The sequence below is a fragment of the Actinoallomurus sp. NBC_01490 genome, from assembly GCF_036227085.1.
Taxonomy (GTDB): domain Bacteria; phylum Actinomycetota; class Actinomycetes; order Streptosporangiales; family Streptosporangiaceae; genus Actinoallomurus; species Actinoallomurus oryzae.
This window is the reverse complement of sequence record NZ_CP109433.1, coordinates 1,957,447-1,975,890: the sequence shown is the minus strand read 5'-3', so window position 1 is coordinate 1,975,890 and position 18,444 is coordinate 1,957,447. Positions and strand designations below refer to the sequence as shown.

Genomic DNA, 18,444 nt, shown 5'->3' with positions numbered 1-18,444 from the left:
GGCGATGACAGCGACCATGGACGCCGAGACCACGGAGAGCTTCCAGTCCCTCGACCCGGCCACCGGCGAGATCGTCGGCGAGCATCCGGTCCACGGGAAGGAAGCGGTCGACGCCGCGATCGAACGCGCCCGCGGCGCGGCGGCGTGGTGGGCCGATCTGGGATGGAAAGAACGCCGGATCCGGCTGCTGAACATCAAGGGCGCGCTCACGCGGTCGCTCAACCGGGTCGCCACCCTCATCCACCGGGAGACCGGCAAGCCGATCGAGGACGCCCAGCTCGAGGTCGTCCTGGCCATCACCCACCTCGACTGGGCCGCACGAAAGGCGGAGAAGGTCCTCGGGCCGCGCCGGGTGCCCTCCGGCCTGCTGTCGGTCAACCAGAAGGCCATCCTGGAGTACCAGCCGCTCGGCGTGGTCGGCGTCATCGGGCCGTGGAACTATCCGCTGTTCACGCCCGTGGGCTCGATCGGGTACGCCCTGGCGGCGGGCAACGCCGTGGTGTGCAAGCCGTCGGAGTACACCCCGGGTGTCGCGACGCTGTTCGCCGAGATGGTCGCGAGCGTCGTGCCCGAGCAGCCGATCCTGCAGGTCGTAACCGGCTTCGGCGAGACCGGCGCGGCACTGGCCGGCGGTGCCGTGGACAAGATCGCCTTCACCGGCTCGACGCCGACCGCCCGCAAGGTGATGGCCGCCTGCGCCGAGCGCCTCACCCCGATCGTGGCCGAGTGCGGAGGCAAGGACGCCTTCATCGTCGACGCCGACGCGGACGTGGAGGCCGCCGCCGAGGCCGCGCTGTGGGGCGCCATGTCGAACGCCGGCCAGACCTGCACGGGCGTCGAGCGCGTCTACGTGGTGGACAGCGTGTACGAGACGTTCGTCGACAGGCTGGCCGAGCAGGCACGCGCCCTGCGCCCGGGCGAGGACCGCGGCGCGTCGTACGGGCCGATCACCATGCCGGGACAGCTCGACATCATCAAGCGCCACATCGACGACGCGGTCGCCCAGGGCGGCAGGGCGATCGTCGGCGGCCCCGCGTCGGTGAAGGAGCCGTACGTGGAGCCGGTGATCCTCCTGGACGTGCCGGAGGACTCGTCGGCGGTGTGCGAGGAGACGTTCGGCCCGACCATCACCGTGCACCGGGTGCAGAGCCTGGAGGAGGCCGTCACCCGCGCCAACGCGAGCCGGTACGCCCTGGCGGGCGCGATCTTCTCGGGCAGCAGGTCGGCCGCGATGAACGCCGCACGCCGCCTGCGCGGCGGCATGACCTCGATCAACGCGGTGATCGCGTTCGCGGCCGTCCCCTCGTTGCCGTTCGGCGGGGTGGGCGACTCGGGCTTCGGCCGCATCCACGGCGCGGACGGCCTCCGTGAGTTCGCCCGCGCCAAGTCGATCACGCGGCAGCGGTTCTCGGCGATGAACCTGACGTCGTTCAAACGCACCGACAAGGACATGGCCCGGGCACTGCAACTGGTCAACCTGCTGCACGGACGACGCTACAAGTAGGCGCCGGCCTCTCCCCGTCGACGAAGTCCCTCGAGCGCGCGCCGCCACATCGGCGCCGCGCGATGTGACGTCGTGGATTTACTCTGTACGATGTACATTGTACGAAGTACAGAGATAAGGGAGTCGCCGCCTTGCGCATCACCGCATCCGCCGTGTCACTGAACGTCGACGACGTCGCGGCGTCCAGCGCGTTCCTCGCCGAGCACTTCGGGTTCCGAACCGAGATGTCCGCCGACGGCTTCGCGTCGCTGACGCGCGACGACGCCGGCCTGAACGTCGTCTTCCTGCGGCGCGGCCTCGCCACGCTGCCCGCCGACCAGCGGGACGACCACGCGTCCGGCCTGATCCTGGCGTTCGTGGTCGACGACCTCGAAGGCGAGCTGGAACGGCTGAAGTCCGAGGGCGTACCGATCACCATGCCGTTGACCGTGGACGAGTGGGGCGAACGTTCCTTCCAGGTGCGCGACCCCAACGGCGTGATCGTCCAACTCGTCGACTGGAACGCCTGACACGGCAACGTGAAGGGCGGGCGCCGGCCGGCACGGTCAAATCCGGGCATGTCTTCGTCTAAGGCGCCACCTGAGACGCCGGGATAGTGCATAGTCCCCATGTGGGAGTGGCCTCCTTAGCCCGATCATCAGATGGGCAGGGGCCGGACGAGGTCTGCGCACCGCCGTCGAATCCCGCTCTGGCTGGGACGCCCTCCGGCCGGAACGGGGTTCGTCGCCGGTGCGCAGGTCCGTACCGGGGCTCGGTGATCGCCTGGTTCAGTTCGCGGGCGGCAACGTCCACCCAGTAGCTGAACCACAGCAGCGCCGCTTTCGGCCGCTCTTGGTCAGCGGGCCGGCGTCGGCCACCGCGCGCGCCGTGCACGCGGCCAGGCCGTCGCGGGCCAGAACCTCCTTGGCCGCCTCAATGAGCACGCTCCCGCCGCGGGCCGGTCATGACGCACCGCCCCGGCTACTCCTGCGCGCTCCCGCCGACGGCCGATGTCGTCGACCGGGCCAGGCTCGCCGAGCGACTCGGCTACCGGCGTGTCCGGCTGTTCGACTCACCGGTGCTTCACGGCGACATGTGGGTGGCGCTCGCGCGCATCGCCGCCGAGACCGACCGCATCGGGCTCGCCACCGGCGTGGCCGTACCGAGCCTGCGGCACCCGATGGTGACCGCGTCGGCCATCGGCTCCGTTCATGAACTCGCGCCCGGCCGGCTGACCGTGGCCTTCGGGACCGGCTACACGGCTCGGCACACCCTGGGAAGGAGGCCCGTCGCATGGGCGGACCTCGCCCGCCAGGTCCGGCAGGTGCGGGCGCTGCTCGGCGGCGAGGTCGTCGAGATCGACGGCCGACCGTGTCAGATGACGCACCTGCCCGGCTTCGGACCCCCACGGCCGATCGACGTGCCCCTGTGGGTGGCGGCCTCGGGTCCGAAGGGATTCACCACGGCACGGAAGCTCGGCGTGCCACGCGTCGTCATGACCGGTATGCCACCGGAAGGTGACCGTGGCTCCGGTTGCGAATGGACGGAGTGTGCGCTGCTCAGGTTCGGCACCGTCCTGCGGCCGGGCGAGGATCACACCAGCCCGCGCGTCATCGAGGCCGCCGGTCCCGGCTACGCGAGCATCGTTCACGCCGCGTGGCAGAGCCGCGGTGAGGCGGTCGACGCCATGCCCGGCGGCCGGGAGTGGCGTGCCGCGATCGGGGCGGCGCGGCCCGAAGGCCAACACCACCTCATCGTCCACCAGGGTCACCTCTCCCGGCTGACCGGACGCGACCGCGCCCTCGTCACCGCGGCGGGACCGGCGATCCTGGAGTACGGCTGGACCGGTGACGCCGCGTCCGTCGCCGCCCGGTCCGACGAGGCCGGCACCGCCGGCGTGACCGAGGTCGTGTACGTTCCGGCCGGTCCGGACGTCCCCGGCGAGCTCGAGGCGTTCGCCGAGGCGGCCCGCGCGTAAGCCGGCGGAGTCACCGACCCCACTGGTAGATCTGCCGCCCCGGGCCGGCCTGGATCTGACGGTTCATCAGCTCCCCGAACTTCTGGTATCCGAGTGAGTTCGGATGGAAGCTGCGGGCCGCCACGAGCTCGCTGATGCTGAGGTCGAGGGCGTTGAGGTACGGCTGCGCGGTGCCGAGCTCATGGCCGGTGAACGCCTGATACGTGTCGACGAACTCCACGCTGCCCGGCTTCCGCGCCGCGGCGAGACGCCGGTCCGCGTCCCGTGCGGCGAGGTAGATCGTGTAGTCGAGATCGTGCACGATCCCGTTGAGAAAGCCCTGGTCGGCGGTGCCGATGTTGTCGATGGACCGCTGTGGCCGCACCGGGAACGGCCGCGGGTAGCCGAGCACGAGGACCCGCGCGTACGGTGCCCGCCGAGCGATCCCGTCGAGCACCGAGCGGAGCGACCCGGGCAACGCGGCCATCCGCGTGCGGATGTCGGTGTTCTGGTCGCGGCACGCCGACGACCAGGGCAGCTTCACGACGCACTTCTGGACGATCTGCGAGAAGCCGATGTCGTTGCCGCCGATGCTGAGCGTCACGAGGCTGGTGTCGGCCGCCAGCCGGTCGATCTGCGGTGGCTCGCCGCGCTCCCCGGTGTTCAGCAGGTTCTCGGTACGCGCGCCGCTGCACGCCCAGAAGCCGCCTGCCTTGGCGAACCGGTACGCCTGCGACACCGTCGGGAAGTAGGACTGCCGTGAGCGGTGGCAGTCCTCCGCACCGCCGTTGGCGTACGCGCGGTCGGCGCTGGGACTCCAGGCTCCCTCGCCGGAGGAATACGAGTCGCCGAGGGCGACGTACCCGCCGCGCGTGGCGGCCTCCAGCGGGGTGAGTGCCCTGGGCGGCGGCTTGAGCCGGATGTGCGGCGCCCGGCAGCCCTGCCCGAAGATCCGGCACCGCCGCGACACCCCGATCGGCACGGCGACGACCGCGGCCAGCAGCACCAACGCGAGAGGAAGGGCGACCAGGGCGCCACGCCGCGTACGAATCCGGCGCCACACCACTGCCATACCTCCGCCTTCCCGACGCAAAGACTGTCACATACGCCCGTAAAATCGACGCTCGCGACAGGGCGCGGGGTTCCCGGCGGAACCTTCCTTCGCCTCGAAGACGTCTTACCTGGCATGTTCGCGACCCTGACCGGGCTCGGCCTGTCCGCATCGGCCGGTCTGAACGCCTACATCCCGATCCTGGTGGTCGGCCTGCTCGCCCGCTTCACCGACGCGGTCACGCTGCCGCACCAGTTCGCGTGGATGAGCAACGGATGGGCGCTCCTCGCCGTGGCGGCCCTGCTCGCCGTGGAAGTCGTCCTCGACAAGGTCGCCGTCGTCGACCACGTCAACGACGCGATCCAGACGTTCGTACGGCCCGCGGCCGGCGGTGCCGTCTTCGCCGCCTCGGACGCGGCCGCGCGGATCGACCACTCCGCGTGGATGGCCGGCCATCCCTGGGTCGGCTGGGTACTCGGCATCGTCGTCGCACTGTGCGTGCACCTCACCAAGGCCGGCGCGCGTCCCGTCGTCAACGCCGGCACGGTCGGCCTCGGAACGCCCTTCGTGAGCGCGGCCGAAGACGCGATGTCGCTGACGGTGAGCCTCATCGCGGTGCTGATCCCGGCGCTCGTCATCCTGTTCCTGATCGTGTTCGTCCTGATCGGATGGCGGCTGATCCGCAGGATTCGCAAGCGACGTCTAAGACGGTCTGAGGCGGTCTAAGGCCGGCTGAGTCCTTCTGAGGCCGCGCAAGGCCCGTCAGGAGGCGGAGATAGTGCATCGTCCCGATGCGGGGGCACCCCGCTTAGAACGAACCTTATGAGTGCGAGGCCGGACCGACCGGTCCGCACCACGAGGAGCCACGATGCACCCCGACATCATCCAGGCACTAATGAACGAGCACGTCCGTGAGCTCAGCGCGGACGTACGGGCCACCCGCCGGGCCCGTAAGGACCGGGCGCGGTGACGCCGCGGCCGTCTGAGCGCCGAGTCCCGCCCAGTCCGGAGTTTCTCCGGCCGGGCGGGACTTCTCGTATGGGGCCCGGTTCAGTCCTCGTCGGCCACGGGCTTCGCCGGCGCGGCCGGCCGCGGCTCCGCATCGGCCCGCTCGACGGGCTCGGCGTCGACCGGTTCGAGCACGGTGGTCTCCTCGGTGTCCGCCTCGTCCGCCTCGACCGGCTCGATCACCCTGGTCCGCTCGGCACCCGTCTCGACCGGCTCGATCACCGTCGGGGGCGCCGCGTCCGTTTCGACGCGATCGAGCACCGTGGTCGGCTCCATGTCCGCCCCGGGCCGGTCGAGGACCGTCGTCGGCTCCGCGGCCGCCCCGGGCAGATCGAGCAGCGTGGTCGCCTCCGCCGGCCCGGCCGCTCCGGGCACACCGGCCGTCAGATCGGCGGAAGGTAGGAGCGGACCGCCGATGATCAGGTCGGCGGCGCGTTCGGCGATCGCGATGGTCGGGGCGTTCGTGTTGCCGCGGGGTACGGCCGGCATCACTGAGGCGTCCACGACGCGCAGGCCGTCGACACCGCGGACGCGCAGCTCCGGGTCGCACACCGCGTCGTCGGTCCCGCCCATCGCGCACGTGCTGGTCGGGTGGTAGAGCGTCACGACCTCGTGCCGGATCCAGTCGGTCACGTCGGTGTCCTCGCCCGGACGCGCCTCACCGCCGCTGATCCGCGCGAACGGACGGTTCCCCGCGATCTCCCGCGCCTGACGGACGCCGGCCAGGAGCACCTCCAGGTCGGCGCGCTCCCGCAGGTAGGCCGGATCGATCAGCGGCTTCCAGCGCGGGTCGGCCGAGCTCAGCCTGATCGTGCCGCGACTCGCCACGGCGACCGCCGTCACGAACACCGAGATCATGCGTTCCGCCACGTCGACCAGGCCCTGTCCCACGTACGGGGTGCCGAGCACGTGGTACTGCAGGTCCGGCGCCGGCAGGCCCGGCGACGTCCGTACGAAACCGCCGGCCTCCGCGACGTTGGAGGCGTACGGCCCGCGGCCCAGCGCCTGCCAGAGCAGGAGGCTCCGCAGGTTCACGCCCTCCCAGATCGCCTTCGTGCCCGGCGTGTGCCACATGACCGGGACGATCGGGTGGTCCTGCAGACCGGCGCCGACGGCGGGCAGGTCGGCCACGACGTCGATGTCCAGTGAGCGAAGGTGGTCGGCCGGGCCGAGGCCGGACAGCATCAGCAGCTGCGGCGAGTTGACCGCGCCGCCGGACAGGATGACCTCGCGCTGGGCGCGCGCGTCCTCCGCGCGGCCGCCGGTAACGTACCGTACGCCGACCGCCCGGCCCTTCTCGACCAGCACCTTCGTGGCAAGCGCGTCGGTCGTCACGGTGAGGTTCGGACGGTCGAGGGCGGGCCGCAGGTACGCGTCGGCGGCCGACCAGCGCCGGCCGCGCCGCTGGGTCACCTGGTAGTAGCCGACGCCGTCCTGCTCGGCGCCGTTGAAGTCGTCGTTGGCCGGCAGACCGAAGGCCTTCGCGGACTCGACCCACGAGCGCGTCAGCGGATGCTTGTACCGCAGGTCCTCCACCCGCAGCGGCCCGCCGACGCCGTGGTATGCGGACTCGCCGCGCTGCTGGTCCTCGGCACGGCGGAAGTACGGCAGCACGTCGGCGTACCCCCAGCCCTTGCAGCCGTACTCGTCGCGCCACGTGTCGTAGTCGTGCCGGTGGCCACGGATGTAGATCATCGCGTTCGTCGACGAGCTGCCGCCGAGGGTGCGGCCGCGCGGCCAGTAGACGCCGCGTCCGTGCGCGTTCTCCTGCGGCGTCGTCGTGAAGTCCCAGTCGTACGGGCCCTTGAACAGGGCCTGCAGCCCGGCCGGGATGTGGATCTCGGGAGCGTCGTCCGGTGGTCCGGCCTCCAGGAGCAGCACGCGCGTGCTGGAGTCCGCGCTCAGCCGGTTGGCGAGCACGCAGCCCGCGCTGCCGGCACCGACGATGATGTAGTCGTACACGGCCGCCTCCGGGGCTTGGGGGAACCTCGGCAAACCATACCGATATCGGGACGTACGGGGTCAGTGCACCGAACGCGATTCTAGAGAAACAAATTTCGATCTGCACAACGAGTAGGTCTCAGCATCTGGTCGGGGGATGACTGCGGTGTCAATCTCAGGTGCGTTACCTCCGCTTTACCGTTAGAAGGGGCGCTCGTGCGCAGAATCGCCATCGGTACCCTCGTCGGCCTCGCCGCCGTCTCGGTCGCCACCGCGGCTCCCGCGGACGCGGCCGGGCATCCTCGCCTGGACAAACTGGTCAAGCTGCAGGACATCCGCAGACACCAGCACGACCTGCAGACCATCGCCACTTACAACGGCGGCACACGCGCCGCCGGCGAACCCGGTTTCGAGGTCTCGACCCAGTACGTCGTCAGGCAGCTCAAGAAGGCCGGCTACCACCCCACCGTGCAGGACTTCCCGTTCGCGTACTACAAGGAGAAGACCCCCGCGGTCTTCGAGCGCTCCGGCGGACCGTCCTACACGTACGGCACCGACTTCGAGACGCTGGACTACTCCGGTTCGGGCGACGTCACCGCGACGGCCCGCGCCATCGACCCGGACGGTGCCGGGGTGGGCAGCGGCTGTGAGCCCGCCGACTTCACCGGACTCGCCAAGGGCGAGATCGCGCTGGTCAAGCGGGGCGGCTGCACGTTCTCCGACAAGGCGAGCAACGCACAGACCGCCGGTGCCGCCGCCATCGCGATCTACAACGACGGCACCGCGCCGGACCGGATGGGGCCGGTCTCCGGCACGGCGGGGCAGGCCTGGCAGATCCCGGTCATCGGCCCGAGCTATCAGCTCGGCACCGACCTGGTGAAGGCCGCGACCTCGGGCACGCTGACGCTGCACGTCAAGACCAGCACGATCAATGAGCAGCGCACCGCGCACAACGTGATCGCCGACACCGAGCGCGGGCGCGCCGACAACGTCGTCGTCATGGGCGCCCACCTCGACAGCGTGACCAAGGGCCCCGGCATCAACGACAACGGCAGCGGCACCGCGACGGTCCTCACCGTCGCCGAGCAGATCGCCCGGCTCGGCGACCAGATCAAGAACAAGGTCCGGTTCGCCTTCTGGGGAGCCGAGGAGGAGGGTCTGCTCGGTTCGACCTACTACGTGACGCACCTCAGTGCCGCACAGCGGGCCACGATCGCGCTGAACCTCAACTTCGACATGCTGGGCTCGCCCAACGGCCGCCGCGGCGTCTACGACGGTGACGACTCCGAGGGCGCGGGCACCAACCCGCCCGCCGGTTCGGGCGCGATCGAGAAGGTCTTCCTCAACTACTACGGCACGCGCAAGCTGCAGACCTCCCCGAGCACGTTCGACGGGCGCTCGGACTACGGGCCGTTCATCGACAACGGGATCCCGGCCGGCGGTCTGGACTCCGGCGCCGAGAAGCTCAAGACCGCCGAGGAGGCCAAGATCTACGGCGGCGAGGCCGGCAAGCCGTACGACGGCTGCTACCACCAGGCCTGCGACACCTACGCCAACAACAACTCCACGATCCTGGACCAACTCGCCGACGGCGCCGCACACGCCGTCCAGGTGTTCGCCAAAAGCACGCTGCCGGTCAACGGCGACCACGCCACGGCGCGTAGGGCCCTGCTGCCGCAGGTGAAGCACGCGCCCGCGAACCTGGTCACCAGCTGAGACGGCCGCCTCGGAGCATCGGGCTCCGGGCCGCGTCGTCAGGGCGTACCCCGGCCGCTCCGCGCGGTGCGGCCGGGGGTACGCGATATCGTGGCGCCCGGCACGCCCCCGAGGTCCGCCGGGCGCCACTTGTCAGGCCGGCCCGCACGAACGGCCACGGAACGGCTGTCACCTGGGAAGACGCACCAGACACCATCCGACGTTGCCTACGTCGGCGAATCCGTCTCAAGGGCCTGTCTCAAAGTCCCCGTCCGTAGCGAGCGCCGCGCAGTAGGACAGCGGGGCTTTGAGACAGGCCCTAGGGTTGGTGGCATGGCGAAGGAGCGTGACGACCAGCCGGTCGTACTGTCGAAGATCTACACCCGCACCGGTGACGACGGCACGACCAACCTCGGCGACATGAGCCGTACCGGCAAGACCGACCCACGACTGGTCGCGTACGCGGACGTCGACGAGGCCAACAGCGCCATCGGCGCGGCCATCGCGCTCGGCCACCTCCCCGACGCGGTCGCCGCCGTCCTCCGGCGGGTCCAGAACGAACTGTTCGACGTCGGCGCGGATCTGTGCACGCCGGTCGTGGAGAAGCCGGAGTACCCGCCGCTGCGCGTCACCGAGGAGTACGTCACGCGCCTGGAGGCCGCCTGCGACGAGCACAACGAGGGCCTGACGACCCTGCGCAGCTTCATCCTGCCGGGCGGCACACCCGGCGGCGCGCTGCTCCACGTGGCCCGTACGGTCGTACGCCGGGCGGAGCGCTCGACCTGGGCGGCCCTGGAGACCCACGCGGACATGAACCCGCTGACCGCCCGCTACCTCAACCGCCTGTCCGACCTGCTGTTCATTCTCGGCCGCATCGCCAACGCCGACACCGGCGACGTCCTGTGGAAGCCGGGCGGCGAACGCTAGATTTCCCGTGCGGCCCGCCGTGCGTCGCCGTGGGCGCGTTCCATGAGGGCCTCCACCGACCAGGTGTCCGTGCCTTCGGCGTGGGTCGTCCGCAGGATGAGCCCCGTCTCGAGGAGCGTGGAGAACACCGCGGGGTCCGCGTCCGGGCTCCGCTCGTACACGGCGTCGAGCAGTGCCGCGGCGAAGTCGTCCCGCCGCCGTCGCGCCGCGGGGTCGCACTCGCACAGTGCCGTCGCGACCGGCGGAGAGCTCGCGTCGTACCCGGTCAGGTGCGGCAGCAGCGCCGGGTCGCGCAGGCACGCGGCGGCCTCGAGCCCCCAGGAGTAGATGCCCTGCTCCGCCTCCAGCAGCTCGACGATGAGGGCCGTGGACCGGGGATCGCGCCGCCGCGCCAGGCCGAAGACCGCCTCGGCGTGCACGTCCTCCTCCTCGTCGCCGACCCGTGCCCAGAGCGCCTCCCGTACGGCGGGCGTGTCGGCCTCGGCCTGGCTGCCCAGGCCGAACGTCGCCCAGTTCCGTACCGGCGAATCCTGATCGGCGGTGAGCCGGATCAGCGCGCGGATCACCACCTCCTCCGGCGGCATGAAGGGCAGGGCCTGAGCCGCCTGGAGGCGGACGTCGGAGTCCGGATGCTCCGCCAGCGAGACCAGGACGGGCGCGGCCCGCCGGTCGTGCGTGCTGCCGAGGGCGTGCGCGATCGACCAGCTCAGGTCGCCGTCGGTATCCGGCGGCGCGAGCCTCAGCAGCGCGGACGCGGCGTCCGCGCGGACCGCTTCGTGCAGGTCACTGGCGCAGCCCAGCAGGTCACAGCCGACCGCGCGGACCACCGGATCGGACGAGGCGAGCAGGTCCGTGCCGGCCAGGAGTGACGCCGGTCCGTCCGCCGCGACCTCGCGGAGGATCTCCCAGACGGCCTCGTAGTCGTCGGCGTCCCGGGCCTGTCGAGCCAGCTCGACGGCCCGGTCGAGCAGATCTTCCGCAGCGGGTTCCACACGGGCATCCTCACCCGGCCGGGGGCTAGGGTGCCAGCGAATTCTCGAGCGCGAGTTCGAACGAGAGGTGGGGCGCCAGCGCACGGAGGAAGTCGGGCGCGTCGAAGATCGCGCCGGCCGAGGCCACCCCGGCCGCGCCGGCCCGCCCGGTCAGGATGCGGTGGACGGCCTCCACGGCGAGCGGAGCGCTGACCGCGTAGATGTCCCGGCCGCGTGCGGCCGCGCGCCGTCGCACTCCGCCGGAGCGGACGACGACGTCGACCAGGAACGTCTGTGCGGACCGGCCGCGTTCGTCGACCGCGGCCGGTGCCGGTGTGTCCGGGGATGTCACGTCCCTGGCCGCCTCGACGGTCATGTACGTCCGCACCTCGGGGATGCGCAGGTGGCTGGGGATGGTGACGATGTCGGCCATGGTGAACTCCCCGATGACCGCACGCGTGCCCATCGGCTCCGGGAAGGACCACTCAAGGGTCGGCGGGTCGTCGTCGTGGTACTCCACCCGGCCGCCGGTGTAGCGGACGCCCCGGCCGTCCCGCCGCCGCCCGGAGACCCTGCTCGCCGCCCTGGTACCGGCGGTCGGGTGCCAGCTGCTCAGCCCGTAGGCGATGTGCACCTCGTCGGCCGCCGTCCAGTCGGCCACGGCCGCCGTCGCCAGCAGGTCACCCAGCCCGCCGTAGAAGGCCATCGCGGGGACCACCACGACCCCTGCCGCGCGGGCCCGGTCCGCGAAGTGCGCGAACGTGTCGAGGTCGGCCTCGATCTCGGCCGAGACGTCCACATAGGGAATCCCGGCGCGCAGCGCCGCCTCGATGACCGGGGCGGCCGTCGCGGCGAAGGGCCCGGCACAGTTGATCACGGCGTCCGCGCCGGCCAGCGCGCGGTCGAGCGAAGCGGGGTCGTCGACCCGCGCTGGGCGGGCGTCGAGTCCAGTGCCCAGCGCGCGTAGCCTCTCGGCGTCCCGACCGGCGACGATCGGAACGAACCCGCGGTCTCGCAGTTCTTCAACCACGAAGCGCCCGGTGTGCCCGTAGGCGCCGTACACCGCCACGATGTGACCCATCGGTTCTCCCGCACTCGAGTGATCCACGGGACCATCGTGCCGACGGCGACGATCCCGCACGAGTGTCCGGAACGCCACTATGCATACAATTTCGGACATGGGCACGATCGCGCTGGCCGTCGCCGACGGGATACTGCACTTCGAGCTGTCGGTGGCCTATGAGGTCTTCGGCGCCGACCGGTCCGATCTGGCCGACCCCTGGTACGAGACGGTCATCTGCGGGCGGGGGCCCGTACGGACCGGCGGCCCGTTCCGGCTTGAGCCCGATGACGACCTGGACCGGCTCGCGCGGGCCGACACCGTGATCGTTCCCGCGTGGGCCGACGTCGACGAGGATCCGCCCGCCGACCTCGTCGACGCCGTGCGCACGGCGTACGAGGCCGGCGTGCGCGTGGCCTCCCTGTGCACGGGCGCGTTCGTACTCGCCGCCGCCGGCCTGCTGGACGGACGGCGCGCCACCACACACTGGGCTCACGCCGAGGCGCTCGCCGCCCGCTACCCCCGGGTGGAGGTCGACCCGGAGGTGCTCTACGTCGACGACGACCGCGTCCTCACCTCCGCCGGCAAGGCGGCCGCGATGGACCTGTGCCTGCACCTGGTACGCCGCGACCACGGCTCGGCGATCGCCAACGCGGTCGCCCGGCGGCTGGTCGTACCACCCCACCGGGCCGGTGGCCAGGCACAGTTCGTCACCATGCCAATGCCCGACCGGCGCAACCGCCCTCTCGGCGCGCTGTTCCCCTGGGCGCTCGAACGACTGCACCTGCCGCTCACAGTGGAGGATCTGGCCCGCCAGGCGAACATGAGCTCACGCAACCTGAGCCGTCACTTCCGGTCGACGACGGGGACCACACCGTTGCAATGGCTGCTCACCCAGCGGATCCGCCGCGCCCAGGAGCTTTTGGAGACCACCGGCGACAGCGTGGACGCCATCGCGGAGGCCACCGGCATGGGCACGGCCACCACGCTCCGCCGGCACTTCAACCGCACCGTCGGCGTATCCCCCGACGGCTACCGCCGCGCCTTCCGCCGCCAGAACGTCAGTTGAGCGAGGAGGCCTCCCGGCAGGCCGGGAGGCCGGTCAGAGCGAGACGCCGCCACTCGGTACGTAGGGAGCCGTCAGCCTGGGATTGGCGCGCCGCCACGCACGCAGGTCGTCGTCCCGTACGTTGAGGACGGAGCGGATCCTGACCTCACCGCCGGTCCGGTTGGACATGGAGCTCTGCAGGATGACGCGTTCCCTGCGGCCGCCGGTCCGGCGTTCCAGCGTGTGGCGTGACTTCACCCACCGGAAGCCCTCGTCGGCCAGCCGGGCCGCAAGCCACAGCCCGGCCGCCTGGCGACCTCTCGCGGCTGGTCGAGCCGGACGAGCCGGTCCTCGAGATCCTCGCTCATCAGTTGAGTGAGGAACCGGGCGGGGAGGCCTCCAGCCAGGCCAGGAAGCCGGTCAGCGCGGCGCCGCTCATGGCCAGCTCGACCGTGTGGCCGTCGTCGCGCACCTCGACGATGCCGGTGTCCGGCTGGAGGGCGGCCTGTTCTTCGGCCTTCGGCGTGCGGCGGCCGGAAACGACGAGGCCCCGGCGGTGAACCACCCGCCGGGGCCTGAACCGAAACCCGAAGATCGCGAACCAGAGCAGCTCGTCACCGTGGTAGCGGCCGATGCCCAGCCGCCACACGCCGCGGCCGTCCGGCTCGCGCAGGCTGCACTCCACCGTGCCGCCGCGGCGTTCGAGTAGCCAGCGCCTCACCGAGAGCATGGCGAACACGACGATGACCGCCAGCAGGACGGCGGCAAGGACCGCCCCTACGTCGAGTGCCAGGTGCCCGCCCACTCCCCCCTGCTTCCCCCGCGGAGACCGGTGCCGATCAGACTTCTTGGCCGGCGGCCCTCAGCCGTGCCCGCGCGCGGCGCTGTGCCGCGGCGGCCTCATCACCCTCCTGCGCCGACACGCGTTCGTACTCCTCGCGGGCGGCGCGGACGTCGACCTCGCCGCCCAGCTCGGCGTACTCCGCGAGCACCGACACCTCGTTCGAGGCGACCGAGAAGAATCCGCCGGAGACCATCGCCGCGACGGGCTCGCCGCCGTCGGACGGATGGATGCGGACCACGCTGCCGTCCACCATCACGCCGAGGACCGGCGCGTGGCCGGGCAGGATGCCCATCTCACCCTCGATGGTCTTGGCCACGACCATATCGGCTTCGCCGGCCCAGATCTCGCGCTCCGGCGAGACCAGCTCCACGCGTAGCTTTGCCACTTCGTTCTCCTCCGAACGGCTCTGGGCTACTTCTGGAGCTCCTGGGCCTTCTTCTCGGCCTGCTCGATGCTGCCGACCATGAAGAACGCCTGTTCCGGAAGGTGGTCGTACTTGCCCTCGGTGATCGCCTTGAAGGACGCGATCGTGTCGCTGAGCGGCACGTCCTCGCCCTTCTGACCGGTGAACGCCTCGGCCATGTGCATCGGGTGGGACAGGAACCGCTCGATGCGGCGCGCCCGCTCCACCGTGATCTTGTCCTCTTCGGAGAGCTCGTCGATGCCGAGGAGGGAGATGATGTCCTGCAGCTCCTTGTAGCGCTGGAGGATCCGCTTCACCTCCTGGGCGACGTCGTAGTGCTCCCGGCCGAGGATGACCGGGTCCATGATCCGCGACGTGGAGTCGAGCGGGTCCACCGCCGGGTAGATGCCCTTCTCCGTGATCGCACGCGAGAGCACCGTCGTGGCGTCGAGGTGGGCGAAGGTGGTGTGCGGCGCGGGGTCGGTGATGTCGTCCGCGGGCACGTAGATCGCCTGCATCGAGGTGATCGAGTGGCCGCGGGTCGAGGTGATCCGCTCCTGCAGCTCGCCCATCTCGTCGGCGAGGGTCGGCTGGTAACCCACCGCGGAGGGCATGCGGCCCAGCAGCGTGGAGACCTCCGAACCCGCCTGGGTGAACCGGAAGATGTTGTCGATGAACAGCAGCACGTCCTGGTTCTGGACGTCGCGGAAGTACTCCGCCATGGTCAGCGCCGACAGCGCGACCCGCAGACGGGTGCCCGGCGGCTCGTCCATCTGGCCGAAGACGAGGGCGGTGTCCTTGAGGACGTTCGCCTCCTTCATCTCCAGCAGCAGGTCGGTGCCCTCACGGGTGCGCTCGCCGACGCCCGCGAACACCGAGGTGCCCCGGTGGTTACGGGCGACACGGGTGATCATCTCCTGGATGAGCACCGTCTTGCCCACACCCGCGCCGCCGAACAGGCCGATCTTTCCGCCCTTGACGTACGGGGTGAGCAGGTCGATGACCTTGATGCCGGTCTCGAGGATCTCGGTCTTGCTCTCGAGCTGGTCGAACGCCGGCGCGTGCCGGTGGATCGGCCAGCGCTCGCTGACCTCCAGCGAGGCGGTCGGCACGTCGAGGGCCTCACCGATCGTGTTGAACACGTGGCCCTTGACCCCGTCGCCGACCGGCACCGAGATGGCCGCACCCGTGTCGAACACCGGGGCGCCGCGGACGACGCCGTCGGTCGGCTGCAGCGAGATGGCGCGGACCATGTTGTCGCCGATGTGCTGGGCGACCTCGAGGGTCAGCCGGCGCTCGACGTCGCCGAGCGTGACGTCGATGTGGAGCGCGTTGTAGATGTCGGGCATCGTCTCGACGGAGAACTCGACGTCGACGACGGCGCCCGTGACACGGGCGACGCGACCCGTCGCCGTGGAGGTGGCGGTCTCTTCTACCGAAGCAGTCATGGTGGCTCTCACTCACTCCCCGCGGACGTCTCGGCCAGCGCGTTCGCGCCACCGACGATCTCGCTGATTTCCTGCGTGATCTCGGCCTGGCGGGCCTGGTTGGCCACCCGCGTCAGGTTCTGGATCACATCATTGGCGTTGTCGGTCGCCGACTTCATCGCCCGCCGGCGCTGGGCGTGCTCGGACGCGGCCGCCTGGAGCAGCATGTGCCAGATCCGGCTCTCGATGTAGTTCGGCAGGAGCGCGTCGAGGACCGCCTGGGCCGACGGCTCGAAGTCGTACGCCGGCAGCGCGCCCTGGGAGCGCTGCTCCTCGGGAAGCTCCTCGGCCTCTTCGATCTCCAGGGGGAGCAGACGGTGCACCTGGGCGGTCTGCGTCAGCATGGAGACGAACTCGGTGTAGACGATGTGGATCTCGCCCACACCGCCCTCCTCGGCCGGCTTGTTGAACTCCTCGACGAGCGCGCGCCCGATCGTCTCGGCGTGCTCGAAGCGCGGGTTGTCGCTGAATCCGGTCCACTCGTCGCCGTAGTCGCGCTCGCGGAAGCGGTACCAGCCGACGCCCTTGCGGCCGACGATGTACGGGATGGGCTCCTTGCCCTCCTCGCGCAGCAGGGTCATCAGACCCTCGGCCTCACGGATGACGTTGGCGTTGTAGCCGCCGGCGAAGCCGCGGTCGCTGGTGATCAGCAGCACCGCGACCCGCTTGCTGTCGGCCCGCTTCTCCAGGAGCGGGTGGCTGACGCCGACGTTGTGGCTGACCAGCGCGGAGATGGCCCGCGTGATCTGCCGGGCGTACGGCCCCGACTCCCGCACCCGCTGCTGCGCCTTGACGATCCGCGACGAGGCGATGAGCTCCTGCGCACGCGTGATCTTCGCCATCGACTTCGTCGAGGCGATGCGGCGTCGTACGACCCGAAGCTGGGCACCCATCGGCTACTTCTTCCTCACGCGGGTGATCTTCTCCTGCTCCACGTCATCCGCGTCGATGGCCTCGACCGTCTCCTCCTGCAGCAGGAGGCCGTGGCTGGTCGTCTCGAAGCCCTTCTTGAACTCGGCGATGAGGTCCTTGAGCTTCGTGACGGTGTCGTCCTCGAACTTGCCGGTCTCCCGGATCGTCTCGAGCAGACCCCCGTCGGTGCGCTTGATGTAGTCGAGGAACTCGGCCTCGAACCGGCGGATGTCCTCGATCGGCACCTCGTCCAGCTCACCGTTGGTGCCGGCCCAGATCGAGACGACCTGCTCCTCCATCGGGAACGGGTCGTTCTGCGGCTGCTTGAGCAGCTCGACCAGGCGGGCGCCGCGGTCGAGCTGGGCGCGCGAGGCCGCGTCGAGGTCGGACGCGAACGCCGCGAACGCCTCCAGGTCGCGGAACTGCGACAGGAACAGCTTCAGGTTGCTCGTGGCCTTCTTCATCGCCTTGGTCATCGCGGCGCCGCCGACGCGGGACACCGAGATACCGACGTTGATGGCCGGGCGGACACCCTGGTTGAACAGGTCGGTCTCCAGGAAGACCTGCCCGTCGGTGATCGAGATGACGTTGGTGGGGATGTAGGCGGAGACGTCGTTGCCCTTGGTCTCGATGATCGGCAGACCGGTCATCGAGCCGGCGCCGAGGTCGTCCGAGAGCTTCGCGCAGCGCTCCAGGAGACGCGAGTGGAGGTAGAAGACGTCACCGGGGTACGCCTCGCGGCCCGGCGGGCGGCGCAGCAGCAGCGAGATCGCGCGGTAGGACTCCGCCTGCTTGGACAGGTCGTCGAACACGATCAGGACGTGCTTGCCCTGGTACATCCAGTGCTGGCCGATGGCCGAACCGGTGTAGGGGGCGATGTACTTGTAGCCCGCGGGCTCGGAGGCCGGGGCCGCCACGATCGTGGTGTACTCCAGCGCGCCCGCCTCCTGCAGCGTGGCCCGCACCTGCGCGATCGTCGAGCCCTTCTGGCCGACGGCGACGTAGATGCAGCGCACCTGCTTGTTCGGGTCGCCGCTGTCCCACGCCTGCTTCTGGTTCAGGATCGTGTCGATCGCGACGGTGGTCTTGCCGGTCTGCCGGTCACCGATGATCAGCTGGCGCTGACCGCGGCCGATCGGCGTGAGGGCGTCGATCGCCTTGATGCCCGTCTGCAGCGGCTCGCCCACGGGCTGGCGCTGCATGACGCCGGGCGCCTGGAGCTCGAGCTCGCGGCGGCCGGTCGTCTCGATCGCGCCCTTGCCGTCGATGGGGTTGCCGAGGGAGTCCACGACGCGGCCGAGGTAGCCGTCGCCGACCGGGACCGACAGGACCTCGCCGGTGCGGCGGACCTGCTGGCCCTCTTCAATAGTGGAGAAATCGCCCAGGATGACGACACCGATCTGCCGAACGTCAAGGTTCAGCGCGATGCCGCGCGTGCCGTCCTCGAACTCAAGGAGTTCGTTCGCCATGGCCGAGGGAAGACCCTCGACGAAGGCGATACCGTCGAAGCACTCGACGACGGTCCCGACCTCCTCGCTCGCGGCGGCCTCCGGCTCGTACGCCTGGACGAAGCGCTCGAGCGCACTCCGGATCTCCTCCGGCCGGATCGTCAGCTCCGCCATTCTTCTTCGTCTCTCTCCGTGAGTTCGATGCTTGG

At 70.6% G+C, this 18,444-nt stretch carries 17 protein-coding genes; 7 read left to right on the top strand and 10 right to left on the bottom strand.

Annotated elements, in window-relative coordinates; translation table 11 throughout:
* The first annotated feature begins 4 nt into the window (after positions 1-4).
* The 3 genes from OG417_RS09775 to OG417_RS09765 all read left to right on the top strand — a co-directional run bounded on the left by OG417_RS09775 (position 5) and on the right by OG417_RS09765 (position 3,461).
* Complete coding sequence (locus tag OG417_RS09775) at positions 5-1,504, top strand: aldehyde dehydrogenase family protein (RefSeq protein ID WP_329252912.1); 1,500 nt, start codon at positions 5-7, stop codon at positions 1,502-1,504.
* 131 nt (positions 1,505-1,635) lie between these two features.
* Positions 1,636-2,013, top strand: a complete 378-nt coding sequence (locus tag OG417_RS09770; RefSeq protein WP_329252910.1) for a VOC family protein — start codon at positions 1,636-1,638, stop codon at positions 2,011-2,013.
* Positions 2,014-2,447: 434 nt separating this feature from the next.
* Entirely contained in the window at positions 2,448-3,461 is a 1,014-nt protein-coding gene (locus OG417_RS09765; RefSeq protein WP_329252908.1) for an LLM class flavin-dependent oxidoreductase, read from the top strand.
* A 10-nt stretch (positions 3,462-3,471) separates the two neighbouring features.
* Here the strand turns inward: OG417_RS09765 and OG417_RS09760 are convergent, their stop codons facing one another.
* The gene (locus tag OG417_RS09760; RefSeq protein WP_329252903.1) at positions 3,472-4,512 is read right to left on the bottom strand and encodes an SGNH/GDSL hydrolase family protein; all 1,041 of its coding nucleotides are present in this window, start codon (positions 4,510-4,512) and stop codon (positions 3,472-3,474) included.
* 114 nt (positions 4,513-4,626) lie between these two features.
* Between OG417_RS09760 and OG417_RS09755 the strand changes: the two genes are divergently transcribed.
* Complete coding sequence (locus OG417_RS09755; protein ID WP_329252901.1) at positions 4,627-5,217, top strand: DUF4126 domain-containing protein; 591 nt, start codon at positions 4,627-4,629, stop codon at positions 5,215-5,217.
* A 324-nt stretch (positions 5,218-5,541) separates the two neighbouring features.
* Here OG417_RS09755 and OG417_RS09750 read toward each other — a convergent pair whose 3' ends face one another.
* The gene (locus OG417_RS09750) at positions 5,542-7,461 is read right to left on the bottom strand and encodes a GMC family oxidoreductase N-terminal domain-containing protein (RefSeq protein ID WP_329252897.1); all 1,920 of its coding nucleotides are present in this window, start codon (positions 7,459-7,461) and stop codon (positions 5,542-5,544) included.
* A 195-nt stretch (positions 7,462-7,656) separates the two neighbouring features.
* Here OG417_RS09750 and OG417_RS09745 point away from each other — a divergent pair, with 195 nt between their 5' ends.
* The gene (locus OG417_RS09745; protein WP_329252894.1) at positions 7,657-9,156 is read left to right on the top strand and encodes a M20/M25/M40 family metallo-hydrolase; all 1,500 of its coding nucleotides are present in this window, start codon (positions 7,657-7,659) and stop codon (positions 9,154-9,156) included.
* Positions 9,157-9,468: 312 nt separating this feature from the next.
* Positions 9,469-10,062: a cob(I)yrinic acid a,c-diamide adenosyltransferase gene (locus OG417_RS09740; protein ID WP_329252891.1), complete on the top strand. Its 594-nt coding sequence runs from the start codon at positions 9,469-9,471 to the stop codon at positions 10,060-10,062.
* Here OG417_RS09740 and OG417_RS09735 read toward each other — a convergent pair.
* Both OG417_RS09735 and OG417_RS09730 read right to left on the bottom strand, forming a co-directional pair.
* Positions 10,059-11,054: a HEAT repeat domain-containing protein gene (locus OG417_RS09735; protein WP_329252888.1), complete on the bottom strand. Its 996-nt coding sequence runs from the start codon at positions 11,052-11,054 to the stop codon at positions 10,059-10,061. The two genes, OG417_RS09740 and OG417_RS09735, sit on opposite strands and share 4 nt — an antisense overlap.
* Positions 11,055-11,079: 25 nt before the next feature.
* Entirely contained in the window at positions 11,080-12,114 is a 1,035-nt protein-coding gene (locus tag OG417_RS09730) for a saccharopine dehydrogenase NADP-binding domain-containing protein (RefSeq protein WP_329252885.1), read from the bottom strand.
* A gap of 97 nt (positions 12,115-12,211) precedes the next feature.
* Between OG417_RS09730 and OG417_RS09725 the strand changes: the two genes are divergently transcribed.
* Entirely contained in the window at positions 12,212-13,162 is a 951-nt protein-coding gene (locus OG417_RS09725; protein WP_329252882.1) for a helix-turn-helix domain-containing protein, read from the top strand.
* A 33-nt stretch (positions 13,163-13,195) separates the two neighbouring features.
* Here the strand turns inward: OG417_RS09725 and OG417_RS09720 are convergent, their stop codons facing one another.
* From OG417_RS09720 to atpA, 6 genes are all read right to left on the bottom strand, one after another.
* The gene (locus tag OG417_RS09720; RefSeq protein ID WP_329252879.1) at positions 13,196-13,399 is read right to left on the bottom strand and encodes a hypothetical protein; all 204 of its coding nucleotides are present in this window, start codon (positions 13,397-13,399) and stop codon (positions 13,196-13,198) included.
* A gap of 109 nt (positions 13,400-13,508) precedes the next feature.
* Positions 13,509-13,946, bottom strand: coding sequence for a DUF2550 domain-containing protein (locus tag OG417_RS09715; protein ID WP_329252876.1), 438 nt, complete (start codon positions 13,944-13,946; stop codon positions 13,509-13,511).
* 34 nt (positions 13,947-13,980) lie between these two features.
* Positions 13,981-14,370, bottom strand: a complete 390-nt coding sequence (locus OG417_RS09710; protein ID WP_329252873.1) for a F0F1 ATP synthase subunit epsilon — start codon at positions 14,368-14,370, stop codon at positions 13,981-13,983.
* A 26-nt stretch (positions 14,371-14,396) separates the two neighbouring features.
* On the bottom strand, positions 14,397-15,836 hold the full coding sequence (gene atpD, locus OG417_RS09705) for a F0F1 ATP synthase subunit beta (protein WP_329252870.1): 1,440 nt from the start codon (positions 15,834-15,836) through the stop codon (positions 14,397-14,399).
* Positions 15,837-15,844: 8 nt separating this feature from the next.
* Positions 15,845-16,768, bottom strand: a complete 924-nt coding sequence (locus OG417_RS09700; protein ID WP_329252867.1) for a F0F1 ATP synthase subunit gamma — start codon at positions 16,766-16,768, stop codon at positions 15,845-15,847.
* 3 nt (positions 16,769-16,771) lie between these two features.
* On the bottom strand, positions 16,772-18,409 hold the full coding sequence (gene atpA / locus OG417_RS09695) for a F0F1 ATP synthase subunit alpha (RefSeq protein ID WP_329252863.1): 1,638 nt from the start codon (positions 18,407-18,409) through the stop codon (positions 16,772-16,774).
* Between the last annotated feature and the right edge of the window lie 35 nt (positions 18,410-18,444).

Bases quoted from the DNA above. Each gene is read 5' to 3' on its own strand.
- OG417_RS09775 (WP_329252912.1), top strand. From the start codon at position 5: ATGACAGCGACCATGGACGCCGAGACCACGGAGAGCTTCCAGTCCCTC.
- OG417_RS09765 (WP_329252908.1), top strand. From the start codon at position 2,448: ATGACGCACCGCCCCGGCTACTCCTGCGCGCTCCCGCCGACGGCCGAT.
- OG417_RS09760 (WP_329252903.1), bottom strand. From the start codon at position 4,512: ATGGCAGTGGTGTGGCGCCGGATTCGTACGCGGCGTGGCGCCCTGGTC.
- OG417_RS09755 (WP_329252901.1), top strand. From the start codon at position 4,627: ATGTTCGCGACCCTGACCGGGCTCGGCCTGTCCGCATCGGCCGGTCTG.
- OG417_RS09740 (WP_329252891.1), top strand. From the start codon at position 9,469: ATGGCGAAGGAGCGTGACGACCAGCCGGTCGTACTGTCGAAGATCTAC.
- OG417_RS09730 (WP_329252885.1), bottom strand. From the start codon at position 12,114: ATGGGTCACATCGTGGCGGTGTACGGCGCCTACGGGCACACCGGGCGC.
- OG417_RS09725 (WP_329252882.1), top strand. From the start codon at position 12,212: ATGGGCACGATCGCGCTGGCCGTCGCCGACGGGATACTGCACTTCGAG.
- atpD (WP_329252870.1), bottom strand. From the start codon at position 15,836: ATGACTGCTTCGGTAGAAGAGACCGCCACCTCCACGGCGACGGGTCGC.
- OG417_RS09700 (WP_329252867.1), bottom strand. From the start codon at position 16,768: ATGGGTGCCCAGCTTCGGGTCGTACGACGCCGCATCGCCTCGACGAAG.
- atpA (WP_329252863.1), bottom strand. From the start codon at position 18,409: ATGGCGGAGCTGACGATCCGGCCGGAGGAGATCCGGAGTGCGCTCGAG.